Here is an 18,180-nt window from a genome sequence, read left to right as displayed (position 1 = left end):
GAATGGCACAGCCGACTTTCTTCAAGAAACCGCCTGCTACGGCGCTGGCCGATATCGCCACGCTGACCAAGGCGCAACTGGTCGATCCTGGCAGGGGCGGTCATGTCATCACGGGTCTCGCTTCGCTGGACGAAGCCGGCCCGATGCATCTGGCGTTCTTCGACAACCTCAAATACGCCGATGAGCTCAAGGCGACCAAGGCTGGTGCCTGCCTGGTGAGCCCGCGATTCGAGGCGCAGGTGCCCGCGCATACGGCCGTGCTGCGGGTGGCGCAGCCGTTCCGGGCCTTCGTCAGGATCGCCCGGGAATGGCACGCGGACGCATTGCGCCCGCAGTCCTGGTTCGGCAATGACGGCATTGCGGCATCGGCCATCATCGACCCGTCGGCACGGCTGGAGGACGACGTCATCGTCGAGCCGCTGACCGTCATCGGTCCTGATGTGGAGATCGGCAGCGGCACCGTGATCGGGGCAGGCGTCGTCCTCGGGCCGGGCGTCAAGATTGGCCGCGACTGCAATGTCGGCGCGCGCACGGCCATCCAATGCGCGCTGATCGGCAACAATGTGCTGATCCACCCCGGCTGCTCGATCGGCCAGGACGGCTACGGCTTCATCTTCTTCGGCCCCGAGGGCCATTTGAAGGTGCCCCAGACCGGTCGTGTGCTGATCCAGAACAATGTGGAAGTCGGTGCCGGCACCACCATCGATCGCGGCTCCCTGCGCGACACCGTGATCGGGGAGGGCACCAAAATCGACAATCAGGTCCAGATCGGCCACAATGTGACGATCGGCCGTAATTGCCTGCTGGCGGCCCAGATCGGGCTCGCGGGTAGCCTGACCATCGGCGACAACGTGGCGCTGGGAGCGAAGGTTGGTATCAACAATCACCTCAAGATCGGCGATGGAGCCCAGGTGACCGCCATGAGCGCGGTCAAGGACGACATCCCGCCGGGGGGACGCTGGGGCGGGCATTTCGCCAAGCCGACCAAACAATGGTTCAAGGAGATCATCGCGGTGGAGCGTCTGGTACGCGACAGCAAGACCGATCCGAAGGATGAGGGACGGGAATGACGGAGGAATCACCGATCAAGTTTGCGCTGGTGGACATCAATGCGATCCTCCAGACCCTGCCGCACCGTTTTCCGATGCTGCTGATCGACCGGGTGATCAACATCCGCGCTGATTACAGCGGCATCGGCATCAAGAACGTCACCTTCAACGAGCCAGCTTTCCAGGGGCATTTCCCCGAGCGTCCGGTCTATCCCGGCGTCATGATGATCGAGGCGATGGCGCAGACCGCAGGCGTGATCGGCATCAAGTCGGTCGAGGGCACCGAGAAGCCGCGGGCGGTGTATTTTCTCACCATCGACAAGTGCAAGTTCCGCAAGCCGGTGCTGCCAGGCGATACCATCGAGTATCACATGCGCTCGCTCGGCCGCCGCAAGGCGATGTGGTGGTTTCACGGTGACGCCAAGGTCAACGGTCAGGTCGTCGCCGAGGCCGATGTCGGAGCCATGCTGACGGACTGAGGGCGCGAATGGCGAGTGGGGAACGGCGAAGACGGCCTTCCATTCGCCACTCGCCTCCCGAAACACGCCGAGATCATACGTCACTGGACAGATCGGGCGCAGTCACGCTAACAGGCGGAAAGCCGAGCAAGTTCAACACATAGTCAGACCTTGTTGATAAGTAAGATCGCTTGATGAGTAAGATCGACCCCACCGCGCGGGTGGAAGACGGCGCCGTGATCGGCGAGGGCACCGAGATCGGGCCCTTTTGCATCATCGGTCGCAACGCCCGGATCGGGGCCAATTGCAAGCTGCTCGGACAGGTCACCGTTATCGGCCACACCACGCTCGGCGACGGCTGCGTGATCTCGCCCTTCGCGGTGCTCGGCGGCGCGCCGCAGGACCTCAGCTACAAGGGCGAGCCGACCACGCTCGAGATCGGTTCCGGCAACGTCATCCGCGAGGGTTCGACGATGAATGTCGGCACCGTCAAGGGCGGTGGCAAGACGCGCGTCGGCAACGACGGCTACTTCATGAACAACAGCCATGTCGGCCACGATTGCGTGGTCGGCAACAACGCGATCTTCGCGACCTCGGCGACGCTCGGCGGCCATTGCGAGATCGGCGATGCCGTCTATATCGGCGGACTGTCCGCGGTGCATCAGTTCACCCGCATCGGCTCCTATGTGATGGTCGGCGGCCTCTCGGGGGTGCGCGACGACATCATCCCGTATGGGCTCGCCAACGGCCAGTATGCGGTGTTGGAGAGCCTCAATTTGATCGGCATGAAGCGGCGCAAGTTCACCAAGCAGCGGCTTGCCACGGTGCGTGCGTTCTACCAAAAACTCTTCCACGGCCCCGGCACGTTCGCCGAGCGTCTGGAGGCGGTGCAGCCGCTTGCAAGCGAAGATCCCGCGATCGCCGAGATCCTCGGCTTCATCGGCAAGGGCAAGCGCCCGCTCTGTCTTCCGACCATCGAGAAGTGATCCTGGCATGGCCGCGGACATGACATCGGCGGCATCAGGGATTTCATCGCCGGTCGGCGTTGTCGCCGGCGGCGGCGCCATGCCGTTCGCGGTCGCCGACTCGCTCGCCGCGCGCGGCATCACGCCGGTGCTGTTTCCATTGCGCGGCGCCTGCGATCCGGTGCAGGTCGAGAAATTCCGCCATCGCTGGATCTCGGTCGGCCAGCTTGGCCGCGCCATGCGGCTGTTCCGCGAGGAGGGGTGCCGCGACCTGATCTTCATCGGCACCTTGGTGCGGCCCTCGCTCACCGAGATTCGCTTCGACATCAAGACGCTGCGATTGCTCGGCAACGTCATCCGTGCGTTCCGCGGCGGGGACGATCATCTGTTGTCGGGCGTCGGGCGGATCCTCGAGCAGGACGGCTTTCGCATGGTCGGCATCAAGGACGTCGCGCCCGACCTCCTGATGCCCGAGGGCTGCATCAGCCGCGCCTGGCCGGCGGACAACGCCAAGGGCGACATCGAGCGCGGGCGCGCGGTGCTCACGGCGCTCGGGCCGTTCGATATCGGGCAGGCCGCGGTCGTGATCGATGGCCATGTGGTGGCGGTCGAGGATATCGAGGGCACCGATGCGCTGCTGGCGCGGGTTGCTCGCCTGCGCGAGGAGGGCCGCATCCGCGCGGCCACGGGGCGCGGCGTGCTGGTGAAGGCGCCGAAAAGCGGCCAGGACCTGCGCTTCGACCTGCCGACGATCGGCCCGCGTACGATCGAGGGCGTCGCCAGGGCCGGCCTTGCCGGTGTCGCTGTGATCGCCGGCAACACCATCGCTGCCGAGCCGCAGGCGATGATCGCGCTTGCCGACGCCAAATATCTTTTCGTTGTTGGTGTGCCGGCGTGATGCAGGTCCGCGATCCCATCAGGAAGATCTTTCTGATCGCGACGGAGGAATCCGGCGACCGGCTGGGTTCGGCGCTGATGAAGGTACTGCGCCAGCGGCTTGGCGATGGCGTTCAGTTCGAAGGCGTCGGCGGCCTCACCATGGCGCGCGAGGGGCTGGAGACGCTGTTTCCGATCGAGGAGCTGTCGATCGTCGGCCTTGCCGCGGTGGTGCAGCAGCTGCCGAAAATCCTGCGGCTGATCCGCGAAACAGCAGATGCCGTGACCGATGCCGCGCCCGATGCGCTCGTCATCATCGACAGTCCTGATTTCACCCATCGGGTCGCCCGCCGTGTGCGCGCGAAGAATCCGGCAATCCCTGTGATCGACTACGTCTCGCCCTCGGTGTGGGCCTGGCGGCCGGGCCGTGCGCGCGCCATGCTCGGCTATGTCGATCATGTGCTCGGCCTCTTGCCGTTCGAGCCGGAGGAATATCGCAAGCTGGGCGGGCCGCCCTGCAGCTATGTCGGCCATCCCCTGACCGAGCAGCTGTCGTCGCTGCGGCCGGATGCCGACGAGCACCGGCGCCGCGATGGCGAGCCGCCGGTGCTGCTGGTTTTGCCGGGCAGCCGCCGCAGCGAGATCCGGCATCATCTCGACGTGTTCGGCGCGGCCATCGGCCGGTTGCAATCCAGCGGCACCAAATTCGAATTGATGCTGCCGACCATGCCGCATCTCGAAGCCACCATTCGCACAGGCATCGCGAACTGGCCGGTCAAACCTAGAATCGCGGTCGGCGAAACCGAAAAGCGCGCCGCGTTCCGGATCGCGCGCGCGGCGCTGGCAAAGTCCGGCACGGTGACGCTGGAGCTGGCCCTGTCGGGCATCCCGATGGTGACGGCTTATCGCGTCGGTGCGATGGAAGCCTTCATCCTGCGCCGCGCGATCCAGGTGTCTTCGGTGATCCTCGCCAATCTCGTGATCGGCAAGGATGTGGTCCCCGAATTCCTGCAGGAAGATTGCACGCCCGAGAAGCTCGCCGGCGCGCTGTCCGAGGTGCTCACCGACACGCCGATGCGCCGCCAGCAGGTCGAAGCCTTCGCACAGCTCGACACCATCATGTCGACCGGCAACACATCGCCGAGCGTGCTCGCCGCCGACATCGTGCTCGCGACGATGCGCAAGGGGCGACGAACGAGCTAGCTGGCGGCTTGCGACCTGAGCCGAGTCAGTCTCCTCGACGTGCCGGAAAGATCGTGTTCAGCCCACGAACCTGGTTCGTAGGGTATGCTCGTCCAGTTTTTCCGGTTTGGACAGTGGCGCGATCCGATGCGGATTGTCGCGGATCTCGATCATTTTGATCAGTCTGGCATTCTCCAGATCTTGAAGCTGATAGCCGATTCCGCCCGTGCCCGCGAGCGCGAAGCAGTCGTCGAACGTTGCCATGCCATAATCGGGCAAACGATAAAGGTCGGTAGAATGCAAGATGGTTGGGCGCTCCGTGACCCATTCTGCCGTAACGCTTCGCGCCGGAAATTCGACTGGAGATCCGCCCGGGTAGAGAATCGGAAGCGTCGGCGCAAGGAGATCGACCGAAAGCGACTTTCCGCCTTGCGTTTCATTCTTGATGAAAAACCGGACGTGGTCTTGCGATATAACGGTGAGCACACATCTGACATAGTCTTCCGGTTGCAGCGGAAAGTTGGGGAGCATCCACGGGCCAGTGTCGCGGTCACCGCGAAACCACCATTGAACCCATGCTTCCGCCGAAGGCGGGCCAACGCTGCCGTCATTGGCAACCACGATCTTTTGCGTCGTCCCCATCTGCGGCAACGAATTATCGAAGCGCCGATGACCATCGATCCCGATCCAGGTCGAACAGCGATAATCGCCAGGCGCAGGTGAGGGAGCAGTCGGCTTGGGTACCTGCCAGGCCCCCCACATCTGTGTGAACTGGGTGCCCTCCGTGGCCGCTATACACGCGCCCGACCAATTGAAGCTGGTTTCGTGACGGCCGGGATAGCCCGAGCCCAAACGACCGCGGTTGACACGAAAGTCGGTCGCGGAGCCCGGGTAGATCAGAGGCAGAACTTCGAGAGGCTTCGAAAGAAGCTTGACCCATAGCGTCTCTGCCCTGCGTCCCGCTGCCAGGGGCGGCTTGGGCGGAAGCCGGAAGAATTCGAGCTCCCGCACATCGGCTTTCAGCGCATCGAAGTCTTTGGGTGGCGGTGGCGGTGGCAGCAATATCTGCCGACGCAAACTCGCGTTCAGTTCCTCGCGCGTAGGAAGCTTGTGTTGCTCGACACCACTCGCGCGCGCGCTCATGGCCACTCGTCCTGAGCAGCTTCGATCAAGTCAGCAAAACTCGGCACCGAGGTTTGGTCGATCAAAATATTGTAGATGTCATCGGCCAATTGAACGCCGGCGTTGGTGTCATTCGGGTAGTGGAGCCCGGCGATCTCACGGTTTCGCGCGATCCGATCGGCGAGGACGGTGAGATCATTCGCCATCGGCTGCACCGACGCTGGTATCACCAACTTCAGGCAGAGTGCGACCAAATGCGCCTGGGTCGAGTGCCCGCTGGGATAGGAAGCGTGGCCGGGAACCTGAATCGGCGGCAACAGCGCCGGGCAGATTTGCGACGGCCGTGGCCGCTTGTAGTAGGCCTTCCAATACATCACGACATGGAGCGCGATCAGACTTGCCGTCGTCATTACGCGGCAGGTGCTTGGATGCGAGCTTGGCGTAACGTTGAGAAGCGCCATAAAGTAGCTTAGAAACTCGTCGTTCTGCGCAAAAATCTCGCCGAGCGCATCCGCCCGCTCGTCTTTGGCCATTGTTACGAGCGTGTCGATCTCGGCTCCGGTGCTCGCATAGTTTGGTGGGGCAACCGTGATGGTGCTCCACCCGTCGTTAATGGCGAATTCGGCCAGCAGCCGCCAGGCGAACCAGTCCGCGGTCCAGCTCCGGTCCGGGAACTCGGTAACAGTGGTGCGGTAGGTGCTGACGCCCGGTTCTGTAATGAACGGCAGGTCCACGCGATCCGGAAAGATCCAACCGCCGCCCGAGCCCGCATTGCCGACGTTTCCCGCATTCCCAGCATTGCCTGCGTTTCCTGCATTCCCGGCGTTGCCTGCCATCGCAGCCTCCCAATGATTTGCCGTCTATCTCTTGCTAAAACTCAATCTGGAAATCCTGCCGCCTTGAGTCGTTGTCTAAGATTGTCGCGAGTGGCCGCGTTGAGGGGCGTGCGGTCCGCCCAGGCCTGTAAATGGAAATTCGGATCAATCATCATGTGGCGTTGCGCGATCTGGCGCGCCTCTACAAACTTTCCGATGGCCACCAGGCTGGCTGCGAGAATGCGGAAGTTCGAGGTGAAACGCTCATTATGCTTCGCCGCTCGCCAACCCCAGGTAGCCGCTTCATCGAAATTGCCGTTGATGTAGTGCGCCTGGGAAAGCAGGTGCTCGTGCCAGAACACGTGTGAATCCAGGGGAGACAAGCGCAGGCCGTGTTCGGCGCGCAAGACCGCGGTTGGGCCCTCGCCGAGATAGCCGCAGGTCGCACTGCTCATCGTCCACGCCATGGCCGAGTTGGGACCGACCGTGATTGCCCGGTCCAACAGACGGGTCGCTGTCTCGAAATCCTTGAACAGATACGAATGCACGTGACCGTCGATTGCCAGAGCGAGCGCATCGTTGCCATCGCGCTCGATTGCCTTGGACGCATTGCGCGACGCCTCGATGCTATCGGCGGCGGCGTCGGTGGACCAGCCCTGGCCAACCCTGAACATGTACCAGTATGCGAGGTACGAATAGGTCGGCGCATAGTTGGGATCATGCGTGACGGCCTGCTGCAGCAATCCACGCGCCCGCGAAAACGAGTCGTAGTCCATGCGGTACAGATAGCTCAGCGCCTGGAGAACCAGATCGTAGGCCGTCAAATTTTGCGGATGCTTGCGCAGAGCCCGTGCACGCTCCCACTCGCGAACATGTGGCGCGATCGTCGTGACCACTCGCGTCGAAATTTGCTCCTGCAGCGCGAACAGCTCGCTCAGCTCGCCTTCATAACGATCGGAATAGATGATGTTGCCCGACTCGGTGTCGTTGAGCTCGGTATTGATACGCAGTCGCCCGCCCGAGCGGCGAACGCTACCGTAAAGCACATAGCGCACGTCCAGCTCGCGACCGATGGCGCGGACATCGATGATTTCGCTGCTATAACCCAGCGTCGAGCCGCGCGATATCACGAACAGCTCCTTCAGCGCGGAGAGGGCGTGAATGATTTCGTCGACGATCCCCTCGGCAAAATAGGCATCATCCTGACTGGCCAGATTGCGGAATGGCAGAACGACGATGGATGGCCGTCCCTGCGCTCTGACTGGACTATCTGCCACCGGATGCGGTGAACGCTCGATGCGCAGCCCGAAGGCTTTGACGGGGCGCGACAGATTCCGCAGGTGCAGCTCGCCGAAGTCGACGACAGAGACGCCGGGCTGCTCACTGATCTGATCCGCGACAGCACCCGAGACGACGATGCCGCCGGGCTCGGAGTAGGTCTGAAGCCGAGCGGCGATGTTCACCCCATCGCCATAGATATCTTCCCGTTCAAAGATCGCATCGGCAACGTTGATCCCCATCCGGAGACTGATAAGCCGATGTTCAGGTTCTTCCGCCGACATCGCATTGGCGCCGTGCTGAATTGCAAGCGCACATTGGGAGGCGTCATTCGCACTGTCAAACACGGCAAGAAAACCGTCTCCGGTGTTCTTGATCACCTGCCCCCTATACTTCGCAATCGTCGGGTCGATAGTCGTTGCGCGCAGCAAGAGGACCCGTTTGTGGGTATTTTCCTCGTCCGCTTCCATCAATCGGCTGTAACCCACGATGTCGGCCGCGAGCACGGCCACCAGCTTGCGCTGACCAGGAACAATCTCTCGCAAGACGTCCGGCCCTACCAGCGGGCCGGGTCTTGGACTGGCATCGGGTTCACGGGGGGAGGCCATATGGTCACTCTGATGCGTGGGTCCGTGCCGCCGCTTGGACGCTGTTTCTTAGCTAAGCCTGTTTTTTCCGGTTTCACAAGCCGCGGTTGTTTCGCGCAGTTAGAGCAATCCTCGTTCTCGCAACTAGCCCGTGAACACGGTCGGCGGCAGGTCCCGAGTATGTCGGGGAAAACGGCACCGATCCCAGCGTAGTTATCAAAGATGATTCAATAGCAAAGCGGATCTGAAACGATTTATGTGCACCTGCCCTAGGCCAGTCCGCCATCGACCCGGAAGCACTGGCAGGTGATACGCTGGCTGGCGTCGGAGGCGAGGTACAGCGCCATGTTGGCGATATCGTCGGGCGTCACAGCATCGGGGACGGCCTGGCGCGCGCGCATCTCGGCGATCTGCCGCTCATCCGGATACCACAGCTTGCGCTGCCGTTCGGTGATCACCATCCCCGGCGCGATGGCGTTGACGCGGATGCGGTCCGGACCGAACTTGCGGCCGAGCGAATTGGTGAACCCGACAATCGCCGCCTTGGCCGCGGCGTAGACCGGCAGCCCCGGTGCGCCGCGCATCCAGGCGATCGAGGACATGTTGATGATCGAGCCGCCGCCGCGCGCCTGCATCTGCGGCACCACGGCTTGCGCGGCAAAGAAGACATGCTTGAAATTGACGCCCATCATCCAATCGAACTCCGACGGCGTCACATCTGATAGCACCTGGCGCTGGTCGTTGGCGGCGTTGTTGACGAGGACCGCGGCATCGCCACGCGATGCGTGGATCTTCGCCAGCGCGGTGCGCAGCGCGTCGATATCGAGGAGATCGCAGGGCACGAACAGCGGTGCCGTGCCGGAAGTCTTGGCCACTTCCTGCACCAGCGCTTCGCCCGCCTGCGTGTCGATGTCGAGGAAGGCGACGCGGGACCCCTGGGCGGCGAATGCGCGCGTAAAGGCGCCACCAATGCCGCTGGCGCCTCCGGTAATCACCACCACGCGATCGGCGAGGTCGGGATAGGTCGTCTGGGTCATGCGATCAGTCGCTCCGTCTCAGGGTCGAACAGGCAAATGCGCCTGATATCGAGGGCAAAGGAAAAGGTCGCGCCCGGCGCCGGGCGGATGTCCGGCGAGATGCGCGCCTGGGCAGGCTCGCCGCCAAGCCGCAGCAGGACGATGGTCTCCGCGCCGGTTGGCTCGACCAGCTCGACCGGTGCGGTGACGATGACGGGCGGGCCCGCGGCACCTGAGAACACGCGATCGCCTTCGGCGACGCATTCGGGCCTGATCCCGAGCACCACCTCACGGCCGATATAGGAGGCGGCGGTCTCATAGCCCTGCAGGTGGAGACGGACCTCGTCCGGCCGGCCGGCGCCGATCACGGCCACCGCGCCGCCGCCGTCGGCCTCGAGCCGGGCCGGCATCGTGTTCATCGGCGGCGAGCCCATGAAGCGGGCGACGAAGAGGTTGGCGGGATAGCGGTAGACGGTATCGGGGTCGGCGAATTGCTGCACCACGCCGCGATGCATCACGGCAATGCGGGTCGCCATCGTCATCGCCTCGATCTGGTCGTGGGTGACATAGACGATGGTGGCGCCGATGCGCTGGTGCAGCCGCTTGATCTCCATGCGCATCTCGACGCGCAGCTTGGCATCGAGATTGGAGAGCGGCTCGTCGAACAGGAAGAGCAGGGGATCGCGCACCAAAGCGCGTCCCATCGCCACGCGCTGGCGCTGTCCGCCTGACAGCTGCGACGGCTTGCGGCCGAGCAGCGGCTCGATCTGGAGCAGCCTTGCGACATTCGCCAGCGCCTTCTCCTGCTCGGCCTTGGCAACGCCGCGGCATTCCATGCCGAAGGTGATGTTCTGGCGCACCGTCATCGAGGGATAGAGCGCATAGGACTGGAACACCATGGCGATGTCGCGGTCCTTGGGCGGAACGTCATTGACCACACGCCCGCCGATCTCGATCGTGCCGTCGCTGGCGCGATCGAGCCCGGCGACGATGTTGAGCAGCGTGGACTTGCCGCAGCCGGACGGCCCAACCAGCACGGTGAACTCGCCGCTCTCGATGTCGAGGTCGATGCCCTTCAGCACCTCGAGATTGGCGTAGCGCTTGGACAGGGCGCGAATGCTCAGTGCTGCCATGACACATCCATCATTTCACGGCCCCGGCAGTGAGGCCGCGTACAAAATATCTGCCGCCGAACAGATAGATCAGCAGAGTCGGCAGGGCTGCGATGATCACCGCGGCGCTCTGCACACCTTGCTTGGGGATATCTGCAACTGGTGTCGACAGTGCGATGAGCGCGGCCGTCACGGGCTGCTGCTGGCCGGTCGTGAAGGTCACGCCATAGAGGAATTCATTCCAGATATGGGTGAACTGCCAGATCACGGTGACGATCAGGATGGGTGCCGAGAGCGGCAGGATGATACGCCAGAAGATGCGGAAGAAGCCGGCGCCATCGATGCGTGCGGCCCGGATCAGCTCGTGCGGAATGGCGATGTAGTAGTTGCGGCAGAACAGCACTGTGAAGGAGAGACCCTGGATGGTGTGGATCAGCACGAGACCCGACAGCGTGTTGATGAGCCCGATGTCCCGCAGCACGATGGTCCAGGGCAACAGGCGCATCTGCTGGGGCAGGAACAGGCCAAGGGTGACGATGCCGTAGATCCAAACGTCGCCGCGAAAGCGCCAGAGCGACACGGCGTAACCGGCGACAGCACCGAGCAGGGTCGAGAAGATCGTTGCCGGGATCGTGACGAGCGCCGAGTTCAGCATGTATGGCCGGATGCCGGCGCAGGTCTCGGCGACGCAAAAGCCGCTCCAGGCCAGGACATAATTGCCAAAGGCCAAGTGCTGCGGCCAGCCGATCATCGAGCTCTGCGCGATCTCCTCATTGGTCCGGAGCGAGTTCAGGATGACGACGACCAGCGGCGCAAGGTAGGCGGCCGCGAACAAGGTCACGATCAGATAGATCAGAGCCCGGCTTGGGGCGAAGCTTCGGTCACGCATGGGCCGCCCGCCGTTGCCGGACATAGCGCCAGGCCGCATAGGGCAGCAGCACCGCAAGAAGGATGAGCAACATCAGCACCGCCGCCGCCGCGCCCCGACCGAGCTGGCTGCGCTGGAACATCAGATCATAGACAACGAGCGCCGGCAGCTGGGTCGCGATTCCCGGCCCGCCATTGGTGAGTGCGCGGACGAGGTCGAAGGCCGAGATCGCAAACTGCAACTGGACAACCACGACCGTGACGGTGATCGGCCAAAGCGTCGGCAGAATGACGCGCCAATAGGTTCTGACAGGCCCGGCACCGTCGATCTGTGCCGCCTTGATGATATCGGAATCGACGGAGCGAAGGCCGGCCAGGAAGAGGGCCATGGCAAAGCCCGAGGATTGCCAGATCGCGGCGATGACAATGGTCCAGATCGCCATGTCGCGGTTGACCAGCCAGTCGAAGTGGAAGGAGGTCCAGCCGAGATCATGGGCGAGCTTCTCGATGCCGATGCCGGGATTGAGCAGCCAGCTCCACACCGTGCCTGTCACCACGAAGGACACGGCCAGGGGATACAGGAAGATGGTCCGCAGCACGTTCTCGCCGCGAATGCGCTGATCGAGCAGGATCGCGAGCAGCAGGCCGGTAACCAGGCTAAGCAGCACGAAAGCGATGCCGAACAGCAGCAGATTGTCGAAGGCGATCTGCCAGTTTCGCGACGCCAGGACCGAATTGTAGTTGCGCAAACCGACCCAGCCCGTCACGGGAACGAGGGTGGAGGGCGTGAACGAAATCCAGATGGTCCAGATCGAAAACGAGATGAGGTGCGCTGCTGATAACAGCAGCGGCACCCAGATCATCAGAAATTCGGGCAGCCGGCGCACCATCTCGGAGGTTGCCGACCGGCCCGGCCGTGTTGCTGTCGAGACGAGTTCGGTCAACGTGCGCCCTCGACGGCGTCGGCGAGGCGGCTGACGGCCTCCTCCGGCTTGATCGTCTTGTTCTTCACATATTCGGTGATGACGTCAATCATCGCGGCGGTCAGGCCGTTTTCCTGGGCCATGTTGTGCGCGAGGCTGAGGACGGCCTGATTGTTGCCCATGGCATTCTTCAGTGCGGCCGCGGTTGTCCGTTGACCATCCGACCAGCCCTCGCCGGACAGATCGACATCGGTGCGCACCGGGATCGATCCCGTGATTTGCGAATACATGGTCTGGATCGCCGGATCCATCACGAGCTGCGCCATCAACATCTGGCCGGCCTGCAGATCAGCCTCCTTGCGCTGCCAGAAGATGAAGGCATCGGCATTCAACAGGAAGACAGGCTTGCCGTTGTCACTGGGGCCGGGGGTGATGACGTAGTCGTCAAACTTGAAGCCGGCATTTTTCAATACGCCCTGCGCCCAGCCACCCATGATCAGCATGCCCATGTCGCCGTCGACGAAGCGCTTCAAATTGGTGGCATAGGGTTGGACGCCGACATTGGGATCACACCATTCGGAGATCTTGCGCGTCTGCGCGAAGGCTGCCTTCATCTCGGGGCCCTCCAGCGCCTTCTTGTCGAGATTCATGCAGGCGGCGCGGTAGGCCGTCGGGCTGATGCCGGCGAGCGACGCCTCGAATTTCTGCCCGTCGTCGGCGCGGGTGCCGCCGTTGGCGAGGGGGTAGGCCATGCCGGCCGACTTCATTTTCTCGGCAAGGTCGTTGAAGTCAGCGAAGGTGACGGGGACCTTGTCAGCCTTGGCCTTGTCCATTCCGCGCTTGGAGAGAAACAGCATGTTCGTGCTGTAAATCTGTAGCGGCAGCGCAATCCACTTTCCGGCCGGCTTGTGCAGCTTTGCAAGATCCGGCGCGACGACCTTCTCGTAGCCGGCAGAAGCGACCACGGCGTCGAGATCGACGGTCGGCGCAATCTTCGACCAGGCGGCAATCTCGGGGCCCTTGAGCTGCGAGCAGGCCGGCGGATCGCCAGCGATGATCTGCGCACGCAGCTTGTTCATCATATCAGTGGTGAAGCCGGGGACAGGCGAATGCTGCCAGACGCCACCTTTCTCCTCGAATTTCTTGCCGAGCGCGGTGATGGCGGCACCATCGCTGCCTGCGGACCATTGCGAGATGGCGGTGAGGCGCGGCTTGACCGCGCCTTGCGCGCGGGCAAAGGCCGGCAGCGCCAGCGCAGCAGCAGATCCAGCGAGCAGACGGCGCCTTGTTGTTGTGATCGGCATGGCTAGTTCCTCCCGGGTGTGAAGTTCTTTGCGCCGTTCTGGCGCTGATGTTGGCGTGCGCGAGCCGCACGCGGCTTAGGTCATGTCAGGCGGCCTCCGTCGATGCGGCGGGCATGCCGCCGGATCTCGCCAGGCAGAAGGCGGCGAAGGCGAGGGCGGCCTGCGGGTCCTTGCCGGTCGAGGGTGGCACGAAGGCGAGCGACACCTGCGCCAGCTTCCGGCCGCCGAGCAGGCAGGAATCGATGCCGTCGCTCACGGCTTTTCGATCGTCTTCCGCAAGAAGCGATGGCCAGCCGCTGACGACAACGCCGCGACATGGTTTGACGTTCAACGTGTTGCCGATGGCGAGGCCAAGACGAAACAACCGCTGGCGCAATTCCTGGCGCAGCCGCGCCGTGAGCGGGAACGTTGTCACCCAGTCAGTGCCGAGCTGCAGCAATTCTGCTTCGGTCATGCGCAGCAGCTTGGCCAGCGCCGGCAACGACGTGTAGGCTTCGACGCAGCCTTGATGTCCGCAGCGACAACGGGGCCCATCGGTTCCGAACACCATGTGGCCGAGCTCGACCGGCTCGAGTGCGTCGTCCTCGATCGGATCATCGATCCAGGCGCCCGCGACACCCTGGCCGACAAAGACGAACAAATGCGCGTCGGTGAACGGATAGTTCTCGTTGCGGCAGCGGTGAAAGGTGGCGTGCGCCACCACCGAATTGGTGAAGGCAACAGGCACGCCCGCGAACATCTCGACGAACACGTCGCCGATACCTCCGACATCGCAGGGAATGATCGGATTGCCAAACTCACTCAGACGGCCGAGGCCTGGAACGGTCACGCCAATTTGTGCGAGCCTGATCCGGCGGCGGCGCGTCCAGTCGCGCAGCAAGTTCAGAGCTTCGCGGAATACCCGGCTGACTGTTTCGACGGTCGGCTTTCGCGGCAGCGGCACACGTTCGAAGTCATGCAGCTCGCCGGCCAAACCACCAACACCAACGCTGAGCCATTCTCCGGTGAGCTCGAGGGCGCCAAGCGCCACCGTGGGATCGAGCGAGACGAGACCCGTCGGGCCGCCGACATAGGGGGCAGGGCGCCTGACTTCCTCGATCAGGCCTTCGGCCTTCAGGTCGAACAGGATGCGCGACAGGCTTGCTTCGGACAAGCGCACGGCTTTCGCCAGCGGCGGCCGGAACGAACCGCCGGACTGAAGCAAGTGAGTCAAAATGGCAGCGCGCGTCTGCCGCCGACTTCTCGGCTGCTCCGGCATTTCCATCCCTGTCGTCATTCTTACTTAGTGTAAGAATTTGCGCGCGGAGCGTTTCGACTGTCAAGCGCTCGTCGGTGCGATGCGCCGACTTGTTGTTGTGCGGGGCAGCACGGAACGGGAAAGGTTCGTAGTTTCGTAGGGTGGGCAAAGCGAAGCGTGCCCATCACCTCTCGCGATGCGGACAGAAGCCGTGGGCACGCTGCGCTTTGCCCACCCTACGGCACCTGCGCAAAACAAAAACGGCGCCATCGTGCGATGGCGCCGCTTCCGTATCGGCTTAAGGGTTACTTGCGATCCTCGATCGCGACGTAGTTTCGTAGGGTGGGCAAAGGCGCACTTGCGCCGTGCCCACGATCTGTTCGCAATTGAGAGAAGCGGTGGGCACGCTGCGCTTTGCCCACCCTACGGCACCTGTGCAAAACAAAAAACGGCGCCATCTTGCGATGGCGCCGTTCCGCAGGACCTGAGGTCCGATCTTACTTCCGATCCTTGATCGCGACGTAATCGCGGCGGGTGACGCCGGTGTAGAGCTGGCGCGGGCGGCCGATCTTCTGCTGCGGATCCTCGATCATCTCGCTCCACTGGCTGATCCAGCCGACGGTGCGGGCGACCGCGAACAGCACGGTGAACATCGAGACCGGGAAGCCCATCGCCTTCAGCGTGATGCCCGAATAGAAGTCGACGTTCGGGTAGAGCTTGCGGTCGATGAAGTACTGGTCGCTGAGCGCGATCTTCTCGAGCTCCATCGCCACCTTCAGCATCGGATCGTCGCCATGCCCGGTCTCCTTGAGCACGGCGTGACACATCTTCTGCATGATCTTGGCGCGCGGATCGTAATTCTTGTAGACGCGGTGACCGAAGCCCATCAGGCGGACTTCGGAGTTCTTGTCCTTCACCTTGGCGATGAACTCGGGGATCTTGTCCACGGTGCCGATCTCGGCGAGCATCGCCAGTGCGGCTTCGTTGGCGCCGCCATGTGCCGGGCCCCAGAGGCAGGCGATGCCGGCGGCGATGCAGGCGAACGGGTTGGCGCCGGAGGAGCCGGCGATGCGCACCGTCGAGGTCGAGGCGTTCTGCTCGTGGTCGGCGTGCAGGATGAAGATCTTGTCCAGCGCGTCAGCGAGCACCGGGTTGATCTTGTACTCCTCGCAAGGCACGGCGAAGCACATGTGCAGGAAGTTTTCGGCGAACTTCAGCGAGTTCTTCGGGTACATGAAGGGCTGGCCGATCGTGTACTTGTAGGCCATCGCCGCCAGCGTCGGGATCTTCGCGATCATGCGCATGGAGGCGATCATGCGCTGCTTGGGATCGTTGATGTCGGTCGAGTCGTGATAGAACGCGGCCAGCGCGCCGACCGAGGCCACCATGACCGCCATCGGATGGGCGTCGCGGCGGAAGCCCTGGAAGAAGCGGGCCATCTGCTCGTGCACCATCGTGTGATGGATCACGCGGTCGTCGAAATCCTTCTTCTGCGCGGCGGTCGGCAGCTCTCCGTAGAGCAGCAAATAGCAGGTCTCGAGGAAGTCGCCGTGCTCGGCGAGCTGCTCGATCGGATAGCCGCGGTATTCCAGCACGCCCGCGTCACCGTCGATATAGGTGATCTTGGACTGGCAGCTCGCGGTCGAGGTGAAGCCGGGGTCGTAGGTGAACAGGCCGGACTGGCCGTACAGCTTGCCGATATCGATGACATCAGGTCCGACGCTGCCGCTGTGAATCGGGAGATCGTAGTTCTTGTTTCCGACCGTCAGCGTGGCGGTCTTATTGCTCGATTTTGCGTCCATCAGAGGTCCCCGATGTAAGGTGAAACGGGCCGGACCCGGAAGGCCCCGAAGACGTGGTGGGGGCAGGCCGGATATTCCAGAAGGTACGGCCAAGATGGGTATATTATTGCTGTGTGCGCTGCAAGATGGCGCCACGCAAGGTGGACTTACGTCGTAGCCTATTCCTTGGCCTGGTCTGCAAGCCGGGCGAGGCTTTCCTGGCGTCCCAGCACGTCCAAAACCTCAAAAATACCCGGCGAGGTGGTGCGGCCGGTCAGCGCCGCCCGCAAAGGCTGGGCGACCGCGCCGAGCTTGAGACCATTTTCCTCGGCAAAGGCGCGCAGCGCGGCCTCGGTGGTAGCGCCGCTCCAGGTCTCGACTTTCTCCAGCGCGGAATGAAGCTGGCCGATCAGCTTGCGGTTGTCGGCCGTCAGCAGGGCCGCCGCCTTCGGGTCGAGCTGCAGCGGCCGGTCGGCGAAGATGAAATAGGCGCCGTCGATCAGCTCGAGCAGCGTCTTGGCGCGCTCCTTCAGGGAAGGCATGGCCTTGAGCAGCTGGGCGCGCGTGGTGTCGTTTAACTTGGCTTTGATCTCGTCGCGCGCGGGCACGACGTGGTCGAGCACGTCCTCGAACATCTTCACGAGTGATTGATCGTCGGCGTGGCGGATGTAGTGGCCGTTGAGGTTCTCCAGCTTGGCGAAGTCGAAGCGGGCGGCGGCGCGGCCGACATTGGCGAGGTCGAACGCCGCGATCATCTCCTCGGTCGAGAAAATCTCCTGGTCGCCATGGCTCCAGCCGAGGCGGACGAGGTAATTGCGCAGCGCGGCCGGGAGGTATCCCATGGCGCGGTAGGCATCGACGCCGAGCGCGCCGTGGCGCTTGGAGAGTTTTGAGCCGTCCGGACCGTGGATCAGCGGGATGTGGGACATGTTCGGCAGCGCCCAGCCCATCGCATCGTAGATCTGCTTCTGGCGGGCGGCGTTGATGAGGTGGTCGTCACCGCGGATGACGTGGGTGACGCCCATGTCGTGGTCGTCCACGACCACCGCGAGCATGTAGGTCGGGTTGCCATCACCGCGCAGCAGGACGAGGTCGTCAAGGTTCTCGTTCTGCCAGACCACGCGGCCCTGCACCTGGTCCTCGATCACGGTCTCGCCGGTCTGCGGCGCGCGAAGGCGGATGGTCGGCTTGACGTCAGCAGGCGCGGTGGCCGGATCGCGATCGCGCCACATGCCATCATAGAGACGGGTGCGCCCTTCCGCGCGCGCCTTCTCGCGCATGGCGGCGAGCTCCTCGGCGGTGGCGTAGCAGCGATAGGCCTTGCCGTCGGCGAGCAGCTGCTCGGCGACCTCGCGATGGCGGGCGGCGCGGCTGAACTGATAGATGACGTCGCCATCCCAGCCGAGCTCCAGCCATTTCAGCCCGTCAAGAATCGCGCCGATCGCGGCCTCGGTGGAGCGCTCCCGGTCGGTGTCCTCGATCCGCAGCAGCATCTTGCCGCCGTGCTTCTTTGCATAGAGCCAATTGAACAGCGCCGTGCGGGCGCCCCCGATATGGAGGAAGCCGGTCGGGGAGGGAGCAAAGCGGGTGACGATGGGATCAGTCATT

16 protein-coding genes are annotated in these 18,180 nt (G+C 63.3%); 5 read left to right on the top strand and 11 right to left on the bottom strand.

What is annotated here, in order from left to right; all coding sequences use genetic code 11:
• The first annotated feature begins 2 nt into the window (after window positions 1-2).
• From lpxD to lpxB, 5 genes are all read left to right on the top strand, one after another.
• Complete coding sequence (lpxD, locus tag XH98_RS17350; protein ID WP_271601067.1) at window positions 3-1,070, top strand: UDP-3-O-(3-hydroxymyristoyl)glucosamine N-acyltransferase; 1,068 nt, start codon at window positions 3-5, stop codon at window positions 1,068-1,070.
• Window positions 1,067-1,528: a 3-hydroxyacyl-ACP dehydratase FabZ gene (gene fabZ, locus XH98_RS17345; protein ID WP_057756061.1), complete on the top strand. Its 462-nt coding sequence runs from the start codon at window positions 1,067-1,069 to the stop codon at window positions 1,526-1,528. The genes lpxD and fabZ overlap by 4 nt, the downstream gene beginning before the upstream one ends.
• 173 nt (window positions 1,529-1,701) lie before the next feature.
• Window positions 1,702-2,493, top strand: a complete 792-nt coding sequence (gene lpxA, locus XH98_RS17340; RefSeq protein ID WP_271601068.1) for an acyl-ACP--UDP-N-acetylglucosamine O-acyltransferase — start codon at window positions 1,702-1,704, stop codon at window positions 2,491-2,493.
• A 19-nt stretch (window positions 2,494-2,512) separates the two neighbouring features.
• Complete coding sequence (locus XH98_RS17335; protein ID WP_271619373.1) at window positions 2,513-3,370, top strand: LpxI family protein; 858 nt, start codon at window positions 2,513-2,515, stop codon at window positions 3,368-3,370.
• The gene (lpxB, locus tag XH98_RS17330) at window positions 3,367-4,551 is read left to right on the top strand and encodes a lipid-A-disaccharide synthase (RefSeq protein ID WP_271619369.1); all 1,185 of its coding nucleotides are present in this window, start codon (window positions 3,367-3,369) and stop codon (window positions 4,549-4,551) included. Before XH98_RS17335 ends, lpxB begins: the two co-directional genes overlap by 4 nt.
• Before the next feature lie 57 nt (window positions 4,552-4,608).
• Here lpxB and XH98_RS17325 read toward each other — a convergent pair whose 3' ends face one another.
• From XH98_RS17325 to gltX, 11 genes are all read right to left on the bottom strand, one after another.
• Window positions 4,609-5,673, bottom strand: coding sequence for a G1 family glutamic endopeptidase (locus XH98_RS17325; protein WP_271619368.1), 1,065 nt, complete (start codon window positions 5,671-5,673; stop codon window positions 4,609-4,611).
• On the bottom strand, window positions 5,670-6,488 hold the full coding sequence (locus tag XH98_RS17320; RefSeq protein ID WP_271619367.1) for a phosphatase PAP2 family protein: 819 nt from the start codon (window positions 6,486-6,488) through the stop codon (window positions 5,670-5,672). Before XH98_RS17320 ends, XH98_RS17325 begins: the two co-directional genes overlap by 4 nt.
• 41 nt (window positions 6,489-6,529) lie before the next feature.
• Complete coding sequence (locus XH98_RS17315) at window positions 6,530-8,353, bottom strand: adenylate/guanylate cyclase domain-containing protein (RefSeq protein ID WP_271619366.1); 1,824 nt, start codon at window positions 8,351-8,353, stop codon at window positions 6,530-6,532.
• A gap of 248 nt (window positions 8,354-8,601) precedes the next feature.
• Window positions 8,602-9,369: an SDR family NAD(P)-dependent oxidoreductase gene (locus XH98_RS17310; RefSeq protein WP_271619365.1), complete on the bottom strand. Its 768-nt coding sequence runs from the start codon at window positions 9,367-9,369 to the stop codon at window positions 8,602-8,604.
• The gene (locus XH98_RS17305; protein ID WP_271619364.1) at window positions 9,366-10,481 is read right to left on the bottom strand and encodes an ABC transporter ATP-binding protein; all 1,116 of its coding nucleotides are present in this window, start codon (window positions 10,479-10,481) and stop codon (window positions 9,366-9,368) included. Before XH98_RS17305 ends, XH98_RS17310 begins: the two co-directional genes overlap by 4 nt.
• Window positions 10,482-10,491: 10 nt before the next feature.
• Window positions 10,492-11,349 (bottom strand): carbohydrate ABC transporter permease, encoded by an 858-nt coding sequence (locus XH98_RS17300; protein ID WP_271619363.1) that lies wholly within the window; start codon window positions 11,347-11,349, stop codon window positions 10,492-10,494.
• Window positions 11,342-12,217 (bottom strand): carbohydrate ABC transporter permease, encoded by an 876-nt coding sequence (locus XH98_RS17295; protein ID WP_271601313.1) that lies wholly within the window; start codon window positions 12,215-12,217, stop codon window positions 11,342-11,344. The genes XH98_RS17300 and XH98_RS17295 overlap by 8 nt, the downstream gene beginning before the upstream one ends.
• 50 nt (window positions 12,218-12,267) lie before the next feature.
• Window positions 12,268-13,554, bottom strand: coding sequence for an ABC transporter substrate-binding protein (locus XH98_RS17290; protein WP_271601075.1), 1,287 nt, complete (start codon window positions 13,552-13,554; stop codon window positions 12,268-12,270).
• 85 nt (window positions 13,555-13,639) lie between these two features.
• Window positions 13,640-14,818 (bottom strand): ROK family transcriptional regulator, encoded by a 1,179-nt coding sequence (locus XH98_RS17285; RefSeq protein ID WP_271601314.1) that lies wholly within the window; start codon window positions 14,816-14,818, stop codon window positions 13,640-13,642.
• Window positions 14,819-15,288: 470 nt separating this feature from the next.
• On the bottom strand, window positions 15,289-16,593 hold the full coding sequence (gltA, locus tag XH98_RS17280; protein WP_057756039.1) for a citrate synthase: 1,305 nt from the start codon (window positions 16,591-16,593) through the stop codon (window positions 15,289-15,291).
• Window positions 16,594-16,751: 158 nt separating this feature from the next.
• Window positions 16,752-18,179, bottom strand: coding sequence for a glutamate--tRNA ligase (gene gltX, locus XH98_RS17275; protein WP_271601076.1), 1,428 nt, complete (start codon window positions 18,177-18,179; stop codon window positions 16,752-16,754).
• Window position 18,180 lies beyond the last annotated feature (1 nt).

It is taken from the genome of Bradyrhizobium sp. CCBAU 51745 (genome assembly GCF_028128715.1).
Lineage (GTDB): Bacteria > Pseudomonadota > Alphaproteobacteria > Rhizobiales > Xanthobacteraceae > Bradyrhizobium > Bradyrhizobium manausense.
The sequence above is the reverse complement of the archived record's forward strand: the minus strand, read 5'-3'. Positions and strand labels throughout refer to the sequence as shown.